23 protein-coding genes and 4 tRNA genes are annotated in these 18915 nt (G+C 16.7%); 18 read left to right on the forward strand and 9 right to left on the reverse strand.

What is annotated here, in order from left to right:
- Positions 1 to 8 precede the first annotated feature (8 nt).
- From aroC to NARSGI1_RS00880, 6 genes are all read left to right on the forward strand, one after another.
- Positions 9 to 1073, forward strand: a complete 1065-nt coding sequence (gene aroC / locus NARSGI1_RS00860; protein ID WP_130616935.1) for a chorismate synthase — start codon at positions 9 to 11, stop codon at positions 1071 to 1073.
- Positions 1074 to 1079: 6 nt separating this feature from the next.
- A complete protein-coding gene (gene dnaX / locus NARSGI1_RS00865) occupies positions 1080 to 2177 on the forward strand; it encodes a DNA polymerase III subunit gamma/tau (protein WP_130616936.1) in 1098 nt (365 codons plus the stop codon).
- A 1-nt stretch (position 2178) separates the two neighbouring features.
- Positions 2179 to 2829 (forward strand): adenylate kinase family protein, encoded by a 651-nt coding sequence (locus NARSGI1_RS00870; RefSeq protein WP_130616937.1) that lies wholly within the window; start codon positions 2179 to 2181, stop codon positions 2827 to 2829.
- A tRNA-Gly gene (locus tag NARSGI1_RS00875) sits at positions 2820 to 2892 on the forward strand. Before NARSGI1_RS00870 ends, NARSGI1_RS00875 begins: the two co-directional genes overlap by 10 nt.
- A gap of 14 nt (positions 2893 to 2906) precedes the next feature.
- Positions 2907 to 2978, forward strand: a tRNA-Cys gene (locus tag NARSGI1_RS01350).
- Positions 2979 to 2981: 3 nt separating this feature from the next.
- Positions 2982 to 3064, forward strand: a tRNA-Leu gene (locus NARSGI1_RS00880).
- A gap of 11 nt (positions 3065 to 3075) precedes the next feature.
- Here NARSGI1_RS00880 and cysS read toward each other — a convergent pair.
- The gene (gene cysS / locus NARSGI1_RS00885) at positions 3076 to 4458 is read right to left on the reverse strand and encodes a cysteine--tRNA ligase (RefSeq protein WP_130616938.1); all 1383 of its coding nucleotides are present in this window, start codon (positions 4456 to 4458) and stop codon (positions 3076 to 3078) included.
- Positions 4459 to 4534: 76 nt separating this feature from the next.
- Between cysS and ybeY the strand changes: the two genes are divergently transcribed.
- Genes ybeY through NARSGI1_RS00900 form a run of 3 tightly spaced genes read left to right on the forward strand, consistent with a single transcriptional unit; the run spans position 4535 to position 8432 of the window.
- A complete protein-coding gene (gene ybeY, locus NARSGI1_RS00890) occupies positions 4535 to 4987 on the forward strand; it encodes an rRNA maturation RNase YbeY (RefSeq protein ID WP_130616939.1) in 453 nt (150 codons plus the stop codon).
- Positions 4988 to 4992: 5 nt separating this feature from the next.
- Positions 4993 to 7380, forward strand: a complete 2388-nt coding sequence (locus NARSGI1_RS00895; protein WP_130616940.1) for a class I tRNA ligase family protein — start codon at positions 4993 to 4995, stop codon at positions 7378 to 7380.
- Positions 7381 to 7385: 5 nt separating this feature from the next.
- The gene (locus NARSGI1_RS00900) at positions 7386 to 8432 is read left to right on the forward strand and encodes a hypothetical protein (RefSeq protein ID WP_130616941.1); all 1047 of its coding nucleotides are present in this window, start codon (positions 7386 to 7388) and stop codon (positions 8430 to 8432) included.
- A 21-nt stretch (positions 8433 to 8453) separates the two neighbouring features.
- Here the strand turns inward: NARSGI1_RS00900 and NARSGI1_RS00905 are convergent, their stop codons facing one another.
- Complete coding sequence (locus tag NARSGI1_RS00905; protein ID WP_130616942.1) at positions 8454 to 8678, reverse strand: hypothetical protein; 225 nt, start codon at positions 8676 to 8678, stop codon at positions 8454 to 8456.
- A 35-nt stretch (positions 8679 to 8713) separates the two neighbouring features.
- Here NARSGI1_RS00905 and NARSGI1_RS00910 point away from each other — a divergent pair.
- Positions 8714 to 8800, forward strand: a tRNA-Ser gene (locus tag NARSGI1_RS00910).
- On the opposite strand, the gene NARSGI1_RS00915 is transcribed toward NARSGI1_RS00910, so the two are convergent.
- A complete protein-coding gene (locus NARSGI1_RS00915) occupies positions 8790 to 10499 on the reverse strand; it encodes an Rne/Rng family ribonuclease (protein WP_130616943.1) in 1710 nt (569 codons plus the stop codon). The two genes, NARSGI1_RS00910 and NARSGI1_RS00915, sit on opposite strands and share 11 nt — an antisense overlap.
- Positions 10500 to 10582: 83 nt before the next feature.
- The gene (gene rpmE, locus NARSGI1_RS00920) at positions 10583 to 10777 is read right to left on the reverse strand and encodes a 50S ribosomal protein L31 (protein ID WP_130616944.1); all 195 of its coding nucleotides are present in this window, start codon (positions 10775 to 10777) and stop codon (positions 10583 to 10585) included.
- A gap of 165 nt (positions 10778 to 10942) precedes the next feature.
- Between rpmE and hslV the strand changes: the two genes are divergently transcribed.
- The 4 genes from hslV to tpiA are packed head-to-tail and all read left to right on the forward strand — an operon-like array spanning position 10943 to position 14328.
- The gene (gene hslV, locus NARSGI1_RS00925) at positions 10943 to 11473 is read left to right on the forward strand and encodes an ATP-dependent protease subunit HslV (protein WP_130616945.1); all 531 of its coding nucleotides are present in this window, start codon (positions 10943 to 10945) and stop codon (positions 11471 to 11473) included.
- Between the two features lie 13 nt (positions 11474 to 11486).
- Positions 11487 to 12809: an ATP-dependent protease ATPase subunit HslU gene (gene hslU / locus NARSGI1_RS00930; protein WP_130616946.1), complete on the forward strand. Its 1323-nt coding sequence runs from the start codon at positions 11487 to 11489 to the stop codon at positions 12807 to 12809.
- Between the two features lie 2 nt (positions 12810 to 12811).
- Positions 12812 to 13549 (forward strand): FAD-binding oxidoreductase, encoded by a 738-nt coding sequence (locus NARSGI1_RS00935; protein WP_130616947.1) that lies wholly within the window; start codon positions 12812 to 12814, stop codon positions 13547 to 13549.
- Between the two features lie 5 nt (positions 13550 to 13554).
- On the forward strand, positions 13555 to 14328 hold the full coding sequence (tpiA, locus tag NARSGI1_RS00940; protein ID WP_130616948.1) for a triose-phosphate isomerase: 774 nt from the start codon (positions 13555 to 13557) through the stop codon (positions 14326 to 14328).
- A gap of 4 nt (positions 14329 to 14332) precedes the next feature.
- Here the strand turns inward: tpiA and rpmG are convergent, their stop codons facing one another.
- Genes rpmG through trpS form a run of 3 tightly spaced genes read right to left on the reverse strand, consistent with a single transcriptional unit; the run spans position 14333 to position 15721 of the window.
- A complete protein-coding gene (gene rpmG / locus NARSGI1_RS00945; protein ID WP_130616949.1) occupies positions 14333 to 14503 on the reverse strand; it encodes a 50S ribosomal protein L33 in 171 nt (56 codons plus the stop codon).
- A 3-nt stretch (positions 14504 to 14506) separates the two neighbouring features.
- Complete coding sequence (gene rpmB / locus NARSGI1_RS00950; RefSeq protein WP_130616950.1) at positions 14507 to 14707, reverse strand: 50S ribosomal protein L28; 201 nt, start codon at positions 14705 to 14707, stop codon at positions 14507 to 14509.
- 6 nt (positions 14708 to 14713) lie between these two features.
- A complete protein-coding gene (gene trpS / locus NARSGI1_RS00955; protein ID WP_130616951.1) occupies positions 14714 to 15721 on the reverse strand; it encodes a tryptophan--tRNA ligase in 1008 nt (335 codons plus the stop codon).
- Between the two features lie 90 nt (positions 15722 to 15811).
- Here trpS and ppa point away from each other — a divergent pair, with 90 nt between their 5' ends.
- Together ppa and epmA are read left to right on the forward strand one after the other, a co-directional pair.
- Positions 15812 to 16351, forward strand: coding sequence for an inorganic diphosphatase (ppa, locus tag NARSGI1_RS00960; protein ID WP_130616952.1), 540 nt, complete (start codon positions 15812 to 15814; stop codon positions 16349 to 16351).
- Positions 16332 to 17276 carry an elongation factor P--(R)-beta-lysine ligase gene (gene epmA, locus NARSGI1_RS00965; RefSeq protein WP_130616953.1) on the forward strand — a complete coding sequence of 315 codons (945 nt, stop codon included), beginning with the start codon at positions 16332 to 16334 and terminating at the stop codon, positions 17274 to 17276. The genes ppa and epmA overlap by 20 nt, the downstream gene beginning before the upstream one ends.
- On the opposite strand, the gene NARSGI1_RS01370 is transcribed toward epmA, so the two are convergent.
- Together NARSGI1_RS01370 and asd are read right to left on the reverse strand one after the other, a co-directional pair.
- On the reverse strand, positions 17273 to 17437 hold the full coding sequence (locus tag NARSGI1_RS01370) for a phosphatidylserine decarboxylase (RefSeq protein WP_130617013.1): 165 nt from the start codon (positions 17435 to 17437) through the stop codon (positions 17273 to 17275). The genes epmA and NARSGI1_RS01370 overlap by 4 nt on opposite strands.
- Complete coding sequence (gene asd / locus NARSGI1_RS00975) at positions 17404 to 18096, reverse strand: archaetidylserine decarboxylase (RefSeq protein WP_130616954.1); 693 nt, start codon at positions 18094 to 18096, stop codon at positions 17404 to 17406. Before asd ends, NARSGI1_RS01370 begins: the two co-directional genes overlap by 34 nt.
- A 117-nt stretch (positions 18097 to 18213) precedes the next feature.
- Between asd and orn the strand changes: the two genes are divergently transcribed.
- Positions 18214 to 18756, forward strand: a complete 543-nt coding sequence (orn, locus tag NARSGI1_RS00980; protein ID WP_130616955.1) for an oligoribonuclease — start codon at positions 18214 to 18216, stop codon at positions 18754 to 18756.
- Positions 18756 to 18884: a hypothetical protein gene (locus NARSGI1_RS01360; RefSeq protein ID WP_269771056.1), complete on the forward strand. Its 129-nt coding sequence runs from the start codon at positions 18756 to 18758 to the stop codon at positions 18882 to 18884. Before orn ends, NARSGI1_RS01360 begins: the two co-directional genes overlap by 1 nt.
- The last annotated feature ends 31 nt before the right edge of the window (positions 18885 to 18915 follow it).

Here is an 18915-nt window from a genome sequence, read left to right on the forward strand (position 1 = left end):
GTTTTAAAATGGCTGGAAATACTATTGGAAAAATATTTCGTGTAACTACCTTTGGAGAATCTCATGGTTCATTTATAGGAGGGATAATAGATGGGATGCCTCCAGGAATTAATATAAATGAAGAATATATACAAAAAGATTTAGATAGAAGAAAACCAGGTCAATCTATATATACATCTCCTAGAAGAGAAAGTGATAAAATAGAGATTTTATCTGGTATATTTAATGGTATAACTACAGGAACAAGTATAGGTTTATTAATAAAAAATAATGATTTTAGATCTTCAGATTATGAATCAATAAAGGATATATTTAGACCAGGTCATGCTGATTTTACATATGAAAAAAAATATGGAATAAGAGATTATAGAGGAGGAGGTAGATCATCAGCTAGAGAAACTGCTATAAGAGTGGCTGCAGGCTCAATAGCTAAAAAATTTTTAAAAGAAAAATTTAATATAAATATAAAAGGGTATTTATCAAAAATAGGAAATATATCATGTGAATTAAAAGATTATAATTTTATTAATAAAAATTCATTTTTTTGTCCTGACCCTAATAAAATAAATGATATAGATTTATTAATAAGGAATATTAAAAAAAATGGAGATTCAATAGGGGCTAAAATAACTATAATATCAGAAAATATACCAATAGGATTAGGAGAGCCTGTATTTGATAAATTAGATGCTGATTTAGCTCATTCGTTAATGAGTATAAATGCAGTAAAAGGAGTTGAAATCGGAGATGGATTTGATGTCGTGGAAAAATTAGGAAGTGAAAATAGAGATGAAATGTCAAAAAATGGATTTTTAAGTAATCATTGTGGCGGAATATTAGGAGGTATAAGTACTGGTCAAGATATTATAATTAATATAGCTTTAAAACCTACATCTAGTATATTATTAAAATGTAACACTATAAATAAATTAGGAGAAGAAGTTAAATTAGAAATTAAAGGACGTCATGATCCATGTGTAGGTATAAGAGCTGTACCAATAGCTGAATCTATGGTATTAATTACACTTATGGATCATATATTAAGAAATAAAGCTCAATGTGGAAAATTTTAAATAATAATGAATAATAAAATATATGAGGTTTTATATAGAAAATGGAGACCTAAAATATTTAATGATGTTGTAGGTCATAATACAATAGTTAATTTTATAAAAAATAGTTTTAATTTAAATAAAACTCATCATGCATATTTATTTTATGGAAATAAAGGTACTGGTAAAACCACTATAGCAAGAATATTAGCAAAAACATTTAATTGTGAAAATAAAGTATTTGATAATAATTTTCCATGTAATATATGTAAAAATTGTATAAATATAAATGAATGTTCTTTTATTGATTTGATAGAAATAAATGCAGGATTAAAAACAAAAGTTGAAGATATAAAAGAATTATTTGAAGGGATAAAATATTTTCCAGTTAAAGGAAAATATAAAGTTTATATAATAGATGAGATACACATGTTATCTAAACAAAGTTTTTCATATTTATTAAAAATTATAGAAGAGCCTCCAATTTATATAAAATTTATATTAGCTACAACAGATATATATAAAATTCCAGATACTGTAATATCTAGATGTATAAATTTTAATTTAAAAAAAATAAATAGTAAAGATATAGAAAAAAGACTTATCTATATATTAAATAATGAAAATATTAGTTATGATAATTATTCATTAAATATAATATCTAGATTTTCTGACGGAAGTATGAGAGATGCTTTAAATTTAATAGATCAATTATCAATAATTGGTAATGGAAAAATTAATACTAAAGATACAAATATATTATTAGGTCTATATAATATAGATATTATATTAGATATAATATATTTTATAATGATAAAAAAAATAGATTTAATTTTTAATATTATAAACAATAATGAAGATAATATAAATTATAGAAATAATATAGATGAAATATTAACATTATTGTATAATATAATGATATTTAAAATTAATAAAATTAATAATATAAATTTTTTTTATAATGATAATATCATGTTAAAAATAAAAAATTTATCTAATAAATATTCTATTGAAAATATAAAAAATCATACTAATATATTTTTAAAAGGTAAAAAAAATATAGATGTATATCCAAATGATAAAATAGGATTTGAATTAATTATAATAAATACTTTTTACTGTTAATATGAATATAATAATTTTAGGACCTCCTGGATCAGGTAAAGGAACACATAGTAAATTTATATCTAATGAATTTAATTTATTACATTTTTCTTTAGGAGATATATTAAGAAATGAAATATTAAATAATAAAAATAATGATATATCTAATATAATGAATTCAGGTAAATTAGTAAATGATAATATAGTAGTTGAATTGTTAAAAAAATTTATAAATTTAAATAAAAATAAAAATATATTATTTGATGGTTTTCCTAGAACATATAATCAAGCTAATATAATATATAATTTAAATATAAAAATAGATATAATAATTGAGTTATTTATAGAAAAAGATATATTAATAAATAGAATTTTAGGAAGAAGAATACATAAAAAATCAGGAAGAATATATCATATGATATATAATCCTCCATTAAATAATGAATTAGATGATATAACTGGTGATAAATTAGAAATAAGAGATGATGATAAAAAAGAAATAATAGAAAATAGAATAAATGAATATAATTATAATATTATAAAAATTAATAATTTTTATAAAGAAGATATATTAAATAATAATATAAAATATATAAAAATAAATTCTAATTTAGAAATAAATGATGTAAAATGTAATATTTTAAGTAAAATAAACGAATATTTGCGGAAGTAACTCAATAGGTAGAGTATAATCTTGCCAAGATTAAGGTTGCGAGTTCAAATCTCGTCTTCCGCTCTGCAGCGTATTTTGGCGCGTTGACAGAATGGAATATGTAGCGGATTGCAAATCCGCTTATCCTGGTTCAATTCCAGGACGCGTCTAAAGCCCAGGTGGTGGAAAAGGTATACACAAGGGACTTAAAATCCCTCAGCTAAATGCTATACGAGTTCAAGTCTCGTCCTGGGTAATAAAATAAATTTATCTAAATTTCCATTTTGTTTTATTTTTATTATCTTCTATTATTATTCCATTACTTATTAAATAAGATCTTATATCATCAGCAATTTTCCAATTTTTTTTTTCTCTTTCTATATTTCTTTTATTTATTAAATTTTCTATACAATTTATATTTATTTTATTCTTTTTTTTATAAAAATTAAAAAAGTCATTTGGATCAGATTTTAATAAACCTATAAAATTAGATATTTTTACCATTTGATTTAATAACATATTTATAATATTAATTTTATTTTTAAATTTTACAATTTCTTCTGAAATATGTAATAATAAAGAACATATTTTTGGTATATCTAAATCGTCATTTATATATTTATAAAATTTAATCATAAATTCATTTTTTATATAAATTGTTTTTTTAATATTAAAATTATTTTCATATAATAATATATATAATTTTCTTATAAAATTATCAGATACTTTTAAAGTATTAAAATCAAAATTTAATGATTTTCTGTAATGTTTAATTCCAATTAAATAATGTATTATTGTTTCTTTATGAAATATTTTATATATATCATCCAAATATACAAAATTTCCATTTGATTTTGACATCTTTTTATTAAACATATTTACTGATCCTACATGCATCCATATATCTACATTATATCTATTTAATATACAAAATGACTGAGCTAATTCATTTTCATGATGAGGAAATAATAGATCTATACCTCCTCCATGTATATTAATATTATTATTAAGAAATTTATTACTTAATGCAGTACATTCTATATGCCACCCAGGTCTACCATTTCCCCATTTTGTTTTCCAATAATATTTATCATTTTTTTCTGTTTTTTTCCATAAAAAAAAATCTGATTTATCATTTTTATTTATAATATTTAAATTCTCTTTTAATAAAGATAATTTTTGATTAGATAATATACCATATTTATTAAATGAATTTACTGAAAACAATACATTACCATTATTTATATATGCATTATTATTTTTTATTAATATATCTATATTATTTATTATTAAATTTATGTTTTCTCTAACTTTAGGTTCAATATTGGGTCTTAATATATTTATATGATCTAAATCTTTATACATCTGACTTATAATTTTATTTACAAAAATATCTATATTAATTTTTGATAAATTTAATATATTTATTATTTTGTCATCTATATCTGTAATATTTCTTACATAATTGATTTTATATCCTAAATATTTTAAATATTTTATTAAAATATCAAATATTATAAATAATCTTCCATGTCCTAAATGACATCTATCATATGCAGTTATCCCGCATACATATATGTTCATATTAGAATTTTTTACAAAAGATATTTTTTCTTTTTTTTTGGTAAATGTGTTAAATATATTTATCATTTAATTATATTAAATTTTAATTTGATATTATAGTTTATAAATTTTTAATTATAGATAATAAAATATTTTGTGTAAAATGAAAATAAATATAAAGTATATTAATACAAATAAAAATAATATACCTAATTATAAAAATATTAATATGTGGGTTAAATCTGTTTTTAAATATAAAAATAAAAAAAAAATAGAAATAACAATAGTAATAGTTAATAAAAATAAAATACGATATTTAAACTTTAAATTTAGAGGTATATATAATTATACTAATATATTATCATTTAAAAATATAAATATCTTTAATAAAAAATATAATTATTATGGTGATTTAGTAATATGTAAAAACATAATAGAAGAAGAATCTTTAGTATATAAAAAAAAAATAAATGATCATTGGGCTCATATCATAATACATGGATGTTTACACTTATTAGGGTTTGATCATATAAATAATAATAAATTTTATAAAATGAAAAATATAGAAATAAAACTATTAAAAAAATTTAATATATTAAATCCATATATAAAATAGATAAGATGAAAAATTATCCTCATAAATCAATAGAAAGTTGTATACAAAAATATTGGTATAAAAATAAAACTTTTAGTGTAAAAGAAGATTTTAATAAAAAAAAATATTATTGTTTATCAATGTTTCCGTACACATCAGGAAATTTACATATAGGTCATATAAGAAATTATACTATAGGAGATATAATATCAAGATTTCAAAGAATGTTAGGAAAAAATGTTTTATATCCAATAGGATGGGATGCATTTGGCCTACCAGCAGAAAATGCAGCTATAAAAAATAATATAAATCCTAAGGAATGGACTGCATTAAATATATATAATATGAGAAAACAAATAAAAATGTTAGGATTTAGTTTTGATTGGGATAGAGAAATAATAACTTGCCTTCCAGATTATTATAAATGGGAACAATTTTTTTTTAAAAAATTATATAAAAATAATATTGCTTATAAAAAGTTATCAGAAGTTAATTGGTGTAAAACAGATAAAACAGTATTAGCAAATGAACAAGTAATAAATGACAAATGTTGGAGATGTAACTCAATAACTAAAAAAATAAAAATTAAACAATGGTTCTTAAAAATAACTAAATATTCAAATAAATTATTAAAAAATTTAAAATTTCTAAAAAATTGGCCTAATAAAGTAAAACTTATGCAAAGCAATTGGATAGGTAAAATAAAATGGTTAGAAATACATTTATATATTAATATAAGGGATAATAAATATAAATTGTTTTTATATATAAATAATATATATGAATTTATTAATGCATCCTACATAATGATGTCAAATGATAATATTTTAATAAAAAAAAATATATTAAATAAAGATGATAATATAAAAGTTTTTAATCCATTAAATAAAAAATATATATCAATAAAAATATTTGATAAAAAGTATATGATAAAATTTTTACTTAAAAATAAAAATTTAAATATTATCTCTGAAAAAATAAATAATATATATTATGAAAAATATAATAAACTAAAAGTAAATTTTTTTTCATATTATTCATTTTTTTATTTTGATATATTTATAGATAAAAAAGAAAATATAAAAGATAAAATAAAATTTTTATTTGAAAAAAAAATTTTAGTTAAAAAAATAAAATTTAATTTAAAAGATTGGTGTATATCTAGACAAAGATATTGGGGAGCTATAATTCCAACAGTTAATATTAATAAAAAAATATATTTAATACCAAATAATAAAATACCTTTAAGTTTAACTTATGATGAGTATAGTAAAAATATTAAAATTTTGATAAATAAAAAAATAGGGATAATTGAAAAAGATACATTTGATACATTTATAGAATCATCATGGTATTATATAAAATTTACGTGTCCTAATTATAATTTTAATATAATAGATAAAAAATCAGCAAATTACTGGTTACCAATAGATCAATATATAGGAGGAATAGAACATTCTACTATGCATTTGTTATATTTTAGATTTTATCATAAATTATTTAATGATTTTGGATTTTTAAAAACTAAAGAACCAGTAAATAAATTATTATGTCATGGAATGGTTAATTCTAAAACATATTATTTTATAGATGAAAATAAAAATAAAATATGGATATCTCAAAAAGATATTATTATAAATAATAATAGAATATTATATAAAAATAAAGAAGTTATATATGGCGGGATAAGTAAAATGTCTAAATCAAAAAATAATGGCATAAATCCTATTGATATAATAAAAAAATATGGAGCTGATACATTAAGAATATTTATAATATTTTCATCTCCAATAGAACATGATATGTTATGGGATGAAACTAATATAATAGGAGTATATAGATTTTTAAACAGAATATGGAATATATCAGATAAAATAAAATGTAAAAATAATAATAATAATAATAAAATATCAAAATTAGAACTAGATTTTTATTTAAAATTAAATGAAAATATAATATTTGTTACTAATTTAATGAATAAAAATAATTTTAATTCTATAATATCAATATTAATGAAATTAACAAATGAATTAATTACTATATTAAATAGTAATAATTTTAACTATATATTATTAAAAAAAACATTTTTAATAATAATAAAATTATTATATCCTTTTGCACCTCATATAAGTTTTGTAATATGGAAAAAATTAGGTAATAAAAATTCAATTGATTATGAAAATTGGCCTAAAATAGAAAATTATTATCCTTTTTTAAATATAGAAAAAAAAATTTTATTCTTAATAGGAATAAATGGTAAAATTAAAGATAGGATATATATAAAAAAAGATACTGAAAAAGATGAAATATTTAAAATTATAAAAAATAAATTAATAATATTTAAGATAATAGAAAATAAAAAATATAATATAATTTTTATAAAAAATAAATTAATAAATTTTATTTTTAAATAAAATTAATGAATATAATAAAAGTATATAGATTAAATAAAATTTATAAAAATTATAAAAAGTATATTGAAAAAAATATAATTATAATATATGGAAATAATATTTTTTTAATTGAAAATATATGTAAAAATATATCAAAATTATTTATAAAATATAAAAATATAAATTATGTATATAATTTATATAAATTAAGTGATACTAATATTTTTTTAAAAAATATTAATATGTTTAATGAAAATAATTTAATAATAATAAATATAAATGATATAAATTTATTTAAGTTAGATTTTTTAAAAAAAAATAATTTTATTTTTATATTAAAAATATTAATATCAATTAAAGATATTGATTTTTTATTAAAAAAATTAAATTTAATAAAAAAAGATAATTTATTACTAGTAAATTGCTTTATTAATAATAAAAATGAATTCAAACTTTTTTTATATAAATATACAAAATTTTCTTTTTTCTTAAAAAAAAAGAATAAAATAATAATATCTAAATTATATTTAATATATAAACTTAATAGTAGAGAATTTATATATATAATAAAAAATATAAAAGAAAATAATAAAAATATAAATGAATTATATAAAGTTAAAAATTTTATAGAATGTAAAAATTTAATTATAATAAATTTTTTAGATTCAATATTAAAAGGTAATAAAAAATTATCTAATTATAATTTAATAAATATATTAAAAAATAAAAATGTAAATATTATATATATATTAAAAATATTAGATAAATATATAAAATTAATATATTTTTTAAAAAATAAAAGTAAAATAATTGTATTAAACATTTTAAAAAATACTAATATAAGTAAATATAGATACAGATATATTATAAATATAATAAATAGATTAAATATATATAACTTATATATTTTAATAAGAATATTAAATAATATAGATATATCAGTAAAATCTAATAATAATAGAAATTATATAATAGATATTGTTAATAAAAATTTATATTTATTTATATTAATAATTTGTTTTAAAAATGATAAAAAAGTAAATTTTAATAAAATAATTAAATACTTAATATAAATAATTTAAAATTTTATATATTTAAATAAAGCAATTATTATTTGGTTTAGGTATATTTAATTTTTCATATATTGAATTTATATTTTCTTTAAAAAATGAATCTATATAATTATTATGATCATATAATACTATATTATTTTCTTTTAAAAAGAATATAATCATTTTTTTATTTGGTGAAATTCCATATTTTTTATAAAATTTTTTTATAAATTTAATAATAATTATTTTATTTTTTTTTAGTTTCATTTTTTTAAAAAATAAATTATAATATATATAAAATTGGAGGAGTGGCCGAGTGGTTGAAGGCACTGGTCTTGAAAACCAGAAATATTTTATAATATTCTAGAGTTCGAATCTCTACTCCTTCTTTTTATTTATAATTTTATTAATAAAAAAGTTTTTTATTATATTAATTTTATTAATAATATTATTATAAAATAATTTTATATTATATAATTTTTTATTATTGTATTTTTTATATATATCAAAATTTATATATTTATTGTTTAATTTGCTATTATTTTTATTTATATATTCACATATATCTATTTTTTTTTTATTAATTTTAAATAATGAATAGTCTATTGTGTTATTAATATTATTAAAAGTATTTATAGTATAATTAGGCGTTTTTATTTGTTCGCTTGGTATTATTACTATTTTTTTTAAATTTTTATATTCTAATTCATTTATAATATTTCTTTTTTCATTTAATAAATAAGTTCCTATTATAACAGGAACTATTATATGTATTTCTTTTACATCTTTATTAAGTATTTTTTCTTCTATAATTCTTAATATATATATTGTTAAATTTTTATTAGTTTTTATATAACCAATCCCTTCACATCTAGGACATATATAATTATTAAATTCATTTATAGAATTATTTATTCTTTGTCTAGACAATTCTAATAAACCAAATTTTGATATCACACCCACTTGTACTTTAGATCTATCTTCTAAAACTAATTTATTTATTAAATTTTCAATATCTTTCTTATTTTTTTCTTTAAGCATATCTATAAAATCTATTACTATTAATCCTCCTAAATCTCTAAATTTTATTTGACGAACTATTTCTTTTGCAGCTTCTATATTTGTATTTAATGCTGTTTCTTCTATATTTATACCTTTAGTGTATTTAGAAGAATTTATATCTATAGATGTTAATGCTTCTGTTGAATCTATTATTATTGATCCGCCGGATGGTAAATTTACTTTTTTCTTAAATATAGTTTTTATTTGAGATTCTATATTAAATTTATAAAATAATGGAATATTATTTACATGTAATTTTAATTTTTTTATAAAATCATTTCTTCCAAGAAATTTTAAATATTCCTTAGATAATTCTAATATTTCTAATTCATCTATTATAATTTCATCTATATCATTATTTAAATAATCTCTAAATATTTTAATAACTATATTATTTTCATTATATATAATAGATGGATTATTTTTTTCTTTATATATTTTGCTGATTATATTCCAATGATCTAATTTCATATTTAAATCAGTTTGTAAATCATCTAATGATTTATTAATCCCAGAAGTTCTTATTATTATACCCATATTTTCAGGTATTATTAATTTTGAAATTAAATCTTTTAATTTAAATTTTAATTCTTTTTTTATTCTTCTAGATATTCCTAATACATTAGGATTATTTGGCATTAATATTAAATAAGATCCAGCTAAACTTATAAACGTACTTAAATAAGCCCCTTTTTTACCTCTTTCTTCTTTATTTACTTGTACCATTATTTCTTGATTTTCTTTTAATATATCTTTTATACCAACTTTTATATCTAATTTTTTTTTTATAAAAAAACTATCATTTATTTCTTTTATTGAAAGAAATCCATTTTTTTCACAACCATAATCTACAAAAGCTGCATTTAGACTAGGTTCTATTTTTACTATTTTACCTTTATATATATTAGATTTTTTTTGTTCATAATTCATATTTTCTATATATAAATCATATAATAAATTTTCATTATCTATTATAGCAACTCTTAATTCTTCTTTATGTCTAGCATTAACTAACATTTTTCTCATTATTTATTATCCATATAATAAATTAATAAAATTTTAATTAAATTAATTTATGTAAATTAATTTAATTAATTTTTTAATAAAAATTAATTAAATTTAATATTAAATTTTTTTATTCTTCCTATATTCTTATTTATTTTTTGCTTACCTGTATAAAAAGAATGACATATATTACAAACATCAGTATTTATATCTTTTACTAATATAGACCAAATATATTTTTTATTACCACATGAACATGTAAATAATATTTTATTTATTTTAGGATGTATTTTTTTCATATTAACTTTAAAAAATTATTAAATTAACTTCATATTATAAATTATATATTAAAAATTAAATATTTAATTATTTATAATAATAAACAATATTTTTATTTAAATTAAATTAATTTTAATATATTATTAATAATATAAAATTATTTTATATATAAAAGGTAACTAATTATGACAACAATATTAACTGTTAGAAAAGATAAATTTGTATCTATAGGTGGTGATGGACAAGCTACTTTTGGTGAAAGTATTATTAAAAATAATGTATGCAAAATAAAAAAATTATATGATGGTAAAATAATATCAGGGTTTTCTGGAAGTACTTCCGATTCATTTACATTATTAGAATTATTAGAACGAAAAATAGAATTTTATCAAGGTAATTTATTAAAATCTTCTATAGAATTATCTAAAGATTGGAGAATGGATAAAATTTTACGTAAATTAGAAACTATGTTAATAGTAATAAATGAAGACATATCATTACTAATAACTGGAAATGGAGATGTTATGCAAGTAGATGATGATTTAATTGCTATAGGATCTGGAGGGTTATATGCTAAATCTGCAGCAAAAGCTTTAATAAAAAATACAAAATTATCTGCAAAATTAATAGTTAAAGAATCATTAAATATAGCAAGTGAAATATGCATATATACAAATAATAATTTTATAATAGAAGAATTATCATCTAATAAATAGAAGAGTTTCAAAAATGTTTACAATGATGACACCAAAAGAAATTGTTGATAAATTAAATAAATATATAATAGGACAATATAATGCTAAAAAAGCAGTTGCTATAGCATTAAGAAATAGATGGAGAAGAATGCAATTAAATAAATTGATAAGAAATGAAATAATACCTAAAAATATTTTAATGATAGGCCCTACTGGAGTAGGTAAAACTGAAATAGCAAGAAGAATATCAAAAATATCAAATGCTCCATTTATAAAAGTAGAAGCTACAAAATTTACAGAAGTCGGATATGTAGGTAAAGATGTTGATTCTATAATAAGAGATTTAACAGATATATCATTTAAAATGATTAAATCTAAACTTATAAAAAAAAATAAAACTTTGGCAAAAAAAATAGTAGAAGAAAAAATTATAGATCTATTAATAATATTAGAAGATGATAAATTAAATATAAATAATAATTCTATTAGAACAGATATAAGAAGTAAATTAAAAAAAGGTTTATTAGAAGATAAAGAAATAGAATTTAATCTAACATCTTCATTAGGTATAGAAATAGTATCTCCTCCAGGAATGGAAGAGATGGTTAGTCAACTTCAATATATATTTAAAAACATATCTAATCAAAAATATAAAACTTATAAAACTAAGATAAAAGAGGCTAGAATTTTATTATTAGAAGAAGAATCAAATAAACTTTTAAATATAGATGAAATAAAAAACAAATCTATAGAATTAGTCGAACAAAACGGTATAGTGTTTATAGATGAAATAGATAAAATATGTAGATCAAGAAGTAGCTCTTCTGGATTAGATGTTTCTAGAGAAGGTGTGCAAAGAGATTTATTATCTATAGTAGAAGGATGTAATGTATCAACTAAACATGGAGTTGTAAAAACAGATTATATTTTATTTATAGCATCTGGAGCTTTTCATAATGTTAGTCCAACTGATCTTATCCCAGAGCTTCAAGGTAGATTTCCAATTAAAGTTAAATTAGAATCTTTAAGAAAAGAAGATTTTGAAAAAATTTTAACAGAATCTCATAGTTCTTTAATAAATCAATATATATCATTACTATCAACTGAAGGTGCAGAAATAAAATTTACAGAATTTGCAATAAAATATATATCTGAAAAAGCATGGGATGAAAATATAAAATATGAAAATTTAGGCGCTAGAAGATTATATTCTATATTAGAAAAATTAATGGAAAATATATCATTTAATGCACATATATATAAAGGTAAAAGAATATTAATAGATAAAGAGTATATAAATTTAAATTTAAATGAAGATAATGAAATAAATAATGATATTAATAAATTTTTATTATAAAAATGTGGATAAAAGCTAAACTTATAAAGTTAAAAAAAATAAATGATTATTTGTTTAGTTTTATTTTTAAATCTGAAATAAATAATTTTATAGCAGGTCAATTTTCAAAAATAAAATTTAAAATTAATAATATAGAAATACAAAGATCATATTCTTATGTAAATCCACCAAAAAGTAAATTTTTAGAATTTTATATAAGTAGAATAAACAATGGTAAAGTAAGTAATTTTTTATATAATAGCAAACCAGGATTTGAATTTTTAATTACTAAAAAGTCTTTTGGTAATTTTAATATTATGAACATTCCAAATTGTAATACATTATGGATGTTATCACATGGAACAGCAATAGGTCCATATTTATCAATATTAAGAGGATATAATAAAAATTTTTTTATAGAAAAGTTTAAAAAAATAATACTTATATATTCTATAAAAACTTCAGAAGATTTTTTTTATAAAAATATAATAAATAATATAAAAGATAAATTAAATAATATTATAGAAATATTAGTATTAACTAGTAGTGAAATTAAAAAAGAATATATAAATGGTAAAATATCAAATTTAATATATAATGGTTTTCTAGAATCATACTTAAATAAAAAAATAAATACTAATGATCATATTATGATATGTGGAAACGAAAATATGATAAAAGAAATAAAATATATAATATTAAAAAAATATAAAAAATTAAATAATTATAATAATATATTTTCATATGAAAAATATTGGTAATTAAAATGAAAAATATAACTATAATATGTAATTGGAAATTAAATGGTAATAAAAAATTAATAAATATTTTTTTAAAAAAGTTAATTAATTTTTTTAAAACATTAGATGAACATAAAAAAAAATATATAAAAGTAATTTTTTCTCCTCCAATATTATATTTAGATTATTCTTATAAAATTATAAATAAAAATAAGGAAATATATTTATGTTCTCAAAATGTTGATATTAATGAAAATGGATCATTTACTGGAGAAATATCTGCAAAAATGTTAAAAGATATAGGAGTTTCATATGTTATATTAGGACATTCAGAAAGAAGAAAATATCATAATGAAAGTGATTATGATATTTCAGAAAAATTTTTTAGTGTTAAAAATAATGAATTAACACCTATACTTTGTATAGGTGAAAATTTAAATGACTACGAAAATCTTAAAACAGAAAAAATATGCATTTCACAAATAAATACAATAATAAAAAAATATGGAATAGAAATTATGTTTAATTCTATTATAGCATATGAACCTATATGGGCAATTGGAACTGGTAATTATGCCAGTAAAGAACATATAAATAAAGTTTTTAACTTTATAAAAAATTATTTAAATTCATTTTGTGATAATATAAATAATAAAATAAAATTTTATTATGGAGGATCTATATCATCATATAATAGTGAAGATTTAATAAATAATAATATTATAGATGGATTATTAATAGGAAAATCATCTTTATATATAGATGAAATATTAAATATAATAAATAATTATATAAAATAAAAAATTATTTTTTTTTATTTATCTTACATTCTTTATATAAAACATGTTTTTTAATAAATGGATCAAACTTTTTCATTTCTATTTTTTTTAATTTTAATTTTTTACTTTTTGTTGTTGTATAAAAATGATTAGATATACTTGAAAGTAATTTTATTTTTTCTCTTGAACTTTTCATATTTTAATTATTTTTAATTTTTTTATATAATAATTTTAAACCTTTAATTGATAATTTAATTTTTAAAAATTTATTAATATTAGGAAAGTATACTTTTTTTTTTTGGAAATTTATATTAAATTTCCTACTAGTTTTATTCATTGAATTTGATCTATTATTTCCAAAAATAGATTTTTTATTAGTTAATTTACAAATTTTTGACATTTTTTTTTAAAAAAAATTAATATATGATTTTATTTTATTTATATTTTTTTTAGCTATATTTTTAGCTATTAAAGAATTTTTTACTATTAAATTTTCTAAATATTTTTTTTCATTAAAAATAAAATAATATTTTTCTTGTATCTCTCCTAATTTCTTACTTAAATTAATATAAAGTTCATTTTTTAAAAAATTATATGATTTATTTATCATATAATTTTCTACTTCTTTTATAGAAGTATTACTAATATTAGAAAATATTTTTATTAAATTTGAAATTCCAGGTTTTTTAATTTCATTAAAATATATTTTTGGAGGAATTTCTGAATCTGTTATAGAATTTTTAATTTTATTAAATAAAATATTATTATTATCTAATAAAGATATAAAATTATTTTTATTAATATCAGATTTAGACATTTTATTATTACAATCATTTAGTGACATTATATATGAATAATTTTTTATGTATACTTCAGGTATTAAAAAAACATTACCAAATTCATTATTAAATTTAATAGATATATATTTGCAAAATTCTAAATGTTGTTTTTGATCTTTTCCTACTAATACAATATTAGAATTATATAATAATATATCAGAAGACATTAAAACTGGATAATTTAATATTCCTAATTTTATATTTTTACTTTCATTTTTATATAATTTCTTAAATTTATTCATTTTAGATAATTTATTAAAATTTGAATAACATAATAATATCCAAAATAATTCTAAATGTTCAATAACTTTTGATTGTAAAAATATTAAAGTTTTATCTGGATTAATTCCAGAAGCTATAAGTAAAGATAACGTTTTAAATATATTATCTTTTATATTTATTTTTTTACATGATGTTATAGAATGTAAATCAGCTATACATATAATACAATTTTTTTTATCATCTTTATTTTGAATATCTATTATATTATTTAATACACCTATATAATTACCTATAGTTATATCACCAGATGGTTGTATTCCACTAAATACAACTAATTTATTTTTATTTATCATATATTTTTAAATTTATATATATTATTATTTAAAATTATATAATAAATTATATAATATTTTTATTTTAAATTAACTTTATTTTTAATAAATATGAATTTTAAAACACTTTTACCAGGAATAGATATACCAAATAATATATATGTTATTGTAGAAATACCAGTAGGAAATAAATTCATTAAATATGAATTTTCTAAAAAAGATAATCTTATATATGTAGATAGATTTTTAAAATCACCTATATTTTATCCATTTAATTATGGATATATAAATAAAACCTTATCTTTAGATGGAGATGAATTAGATGTGGTAATTCCAATAAATTATGAATTACATATAGGATCGATTATAGAATGTAAACCAATAGGAATATTATTTATGGAAGATGAATCAGGAGAAGATAATAAAATAATAGCATTACCTAGTGATAAAATATCTAAAGAATATATTAATATTAATGAAATTAATGAATTAAATGAAGATTTATTAAATAAAATAACATTTTTTTTTGAAAATTATAAAATTTTAGATAAAGATAAATTCTCAAAAATAATAAAATATGAAAATTCATATTTTTCTAAATGTGAAATTATAAAATCAATAAAAAGATATAATGATAAAAAAAATGAATAATATATCATTTAAAAATTTAATTAAAAGATCTTTTTTAATAAATAAAATAAGAAATTTTTTTTTATTAAATGATTATATAGAAGTTGAAACTCCTTTAATAAGTAAATTTTCAGATAATAATAATAATTTAAATCCTATAGATATAAATATAAATAATAATAAATATTATTTAATAACAAGTCCAGAATTTCATATGAAAAGATTATTATCAAGAAATCCAAGTAAATCTATATTTCAGATATGTCATAGCTTTAGAAATAATGAATATGGAAAATATCATAATATAGAATTTACCATTCTAGAATGGTATAAATTAAAATCAAATTTATTTGATATTATGAATGAAACTGATTTATTATTAAAAAATATATTTAATTATAAAAAATCTAAATTTATAAAATATATAGATATTTTTTATAAATATTTGAATATAAATCCATTATATTGTAATAATAATATATTAATTAATATTTTAAAAAAAAATAATATTAGTGTTAATAAAATATATGATTTAGATTCATTATTAGAGTTAACTTTTGATTTATTAATAAAACCTAAAATAGGACATAAAAATCCTATATTTATATATTTTTTCCCTAAAAATCAATCATTTAATTCTACTATAAATAAAAAAAATAATTTATCTAATAGATTTGAAGTATATTTTAAAGGAATAGAACTAGCTAATGGATTTAATGAAATAACAGATTATTTATGTCAAAAAAAAATATTAGAAAAACAAAATGAAATAAGATTTAAAAAAAAACTTCCAATTATAAAAATAGATAAAAATTTTATATATTCTATAAAAAAAGGAATACCAAAATGCTCTGGAGTATCTTTAGGAATAGATAGATTAATTATGATATATTTAAATTTATATGAATTAAAAAATTCTATTTCATTTGATTTTTATTCTTCTTAATATATATTTGCTATTTTTTCTCCTATATTTATTTTATCTTTTATATTTAATTTTTCTAAAAAAATATTTTTTGAAAATAAAGTTACAACAGTTGATCCTAATTTAAATTTAGCTATTTCGTCACCTTTTAAAAAAAGATTTTTCTTGCATTTTTTGGATATTTAATATAATCCCATACAATTATTTTATTATTTCTAGGAGGTATTACTAAACCATGCCATGATGTTTCTATACTTCCTACTATTATAGACCCTATTAAAATATGAATTATATAACCAAATTTTATTTTAAATACACATATTACTCTTTCATTTTCTGTTATTACATTAATATAATTTCTATTTAAATAATTATTAATACTTGTTAAATTACCAGGCACATATATCATATATATTAATTTCCCAAAATATGATATATGAACTCTATGATAATCTTTAGGGGATAAATATATAGTTATAAAACTACCATTTTTTATTAAATTAATTAAAAAATTTTTATTAACCAAAAGTTTTTTTATAAAATATGTATTATTTTTTATATTAAAATTTGTTAATTTTCTTATTTTACCTAATTGAGTTATTGTCCCGCTAGCTGGTGATATTAGAGCATTATTATTGATATTTATATTTATATTATTTATTTTTCTAGTAAAAAAATCATTAAATGTATTATATTTTTTATAATCTTTTTCTATTAAATTATTTAAATTTATATTATAAAATTTTATATATATAAATATAATTATATTACTTATAAATTTAAATCTTATATTAGATATAAGTCCAAATAAATAATTTATTTTTTTTTTTAAATAAAACATTTTTATATTTTTATATTAATTTTAAATTAATTTTATTTTATCAAATATATATTTTATAATATATTAAAAATTTTTTATTTTAATTATTTTAAAATAAATTTATTAAATATTAACTAAATGACAAATAATAAAAATTTAATTTGGATAGATTTGGAAATGACAGGATTAGATCCAAATATATGTACAATAATAGAAATAGCTACTTTAATAACTGATTATAATCTAAATATATTAGCTAAAGGTCCTGATTTAATAATTCATCAATCTAATGAAAAATTATCTGTTATGGATAAATGGAATATAAATACACATACAAATAGTGGTCTTTTAAATAAAGTAAAAAATAGTAATATAAATGAAAAATATGCAGAATATAAAACTATAGATTTTATATCTAAGTGGGTAAATTATAAAAAATCTCCTATGTGCGGTAATAATGTTAGTCATGATAGAAGATTTTTATATAAATATATGCCTGATTTAGAAAATTATTTTCATTATAGACATTTAGATGTAAGTTCTATAAAAGAATTGATAAAAATATGTAAACCAGATTCATTAATAAATTTTAAGAAAAAAAATTTACATAGAGCATTATCTGATATTTATGAATCTATAAAAGAATTAATTTTTTATAAAAAATTTTTAAATTTAATTTAATGAATAATAAAAACATAATATATAATAATTTACATATGGAAAATTTTGGTAAAAATGTATCTTTATTTATTATTAATAATATAAGTAAATATAAAAATAAAATTATAATATTTTTGTTGGCGAAATAGGATCTGGAAAAACTACTTTTTGTAGAGGATT

This window comes from endosymbiont of Sipalinus gigas, from assembly GCF_004296475.1.
In the GTDB taxonomy this organism is placed as follows: Bacteria; Pseudomonadota; Gammaproteobacteria; order Enterobacterales; family Enterobacteriaceae; genus Nardonella.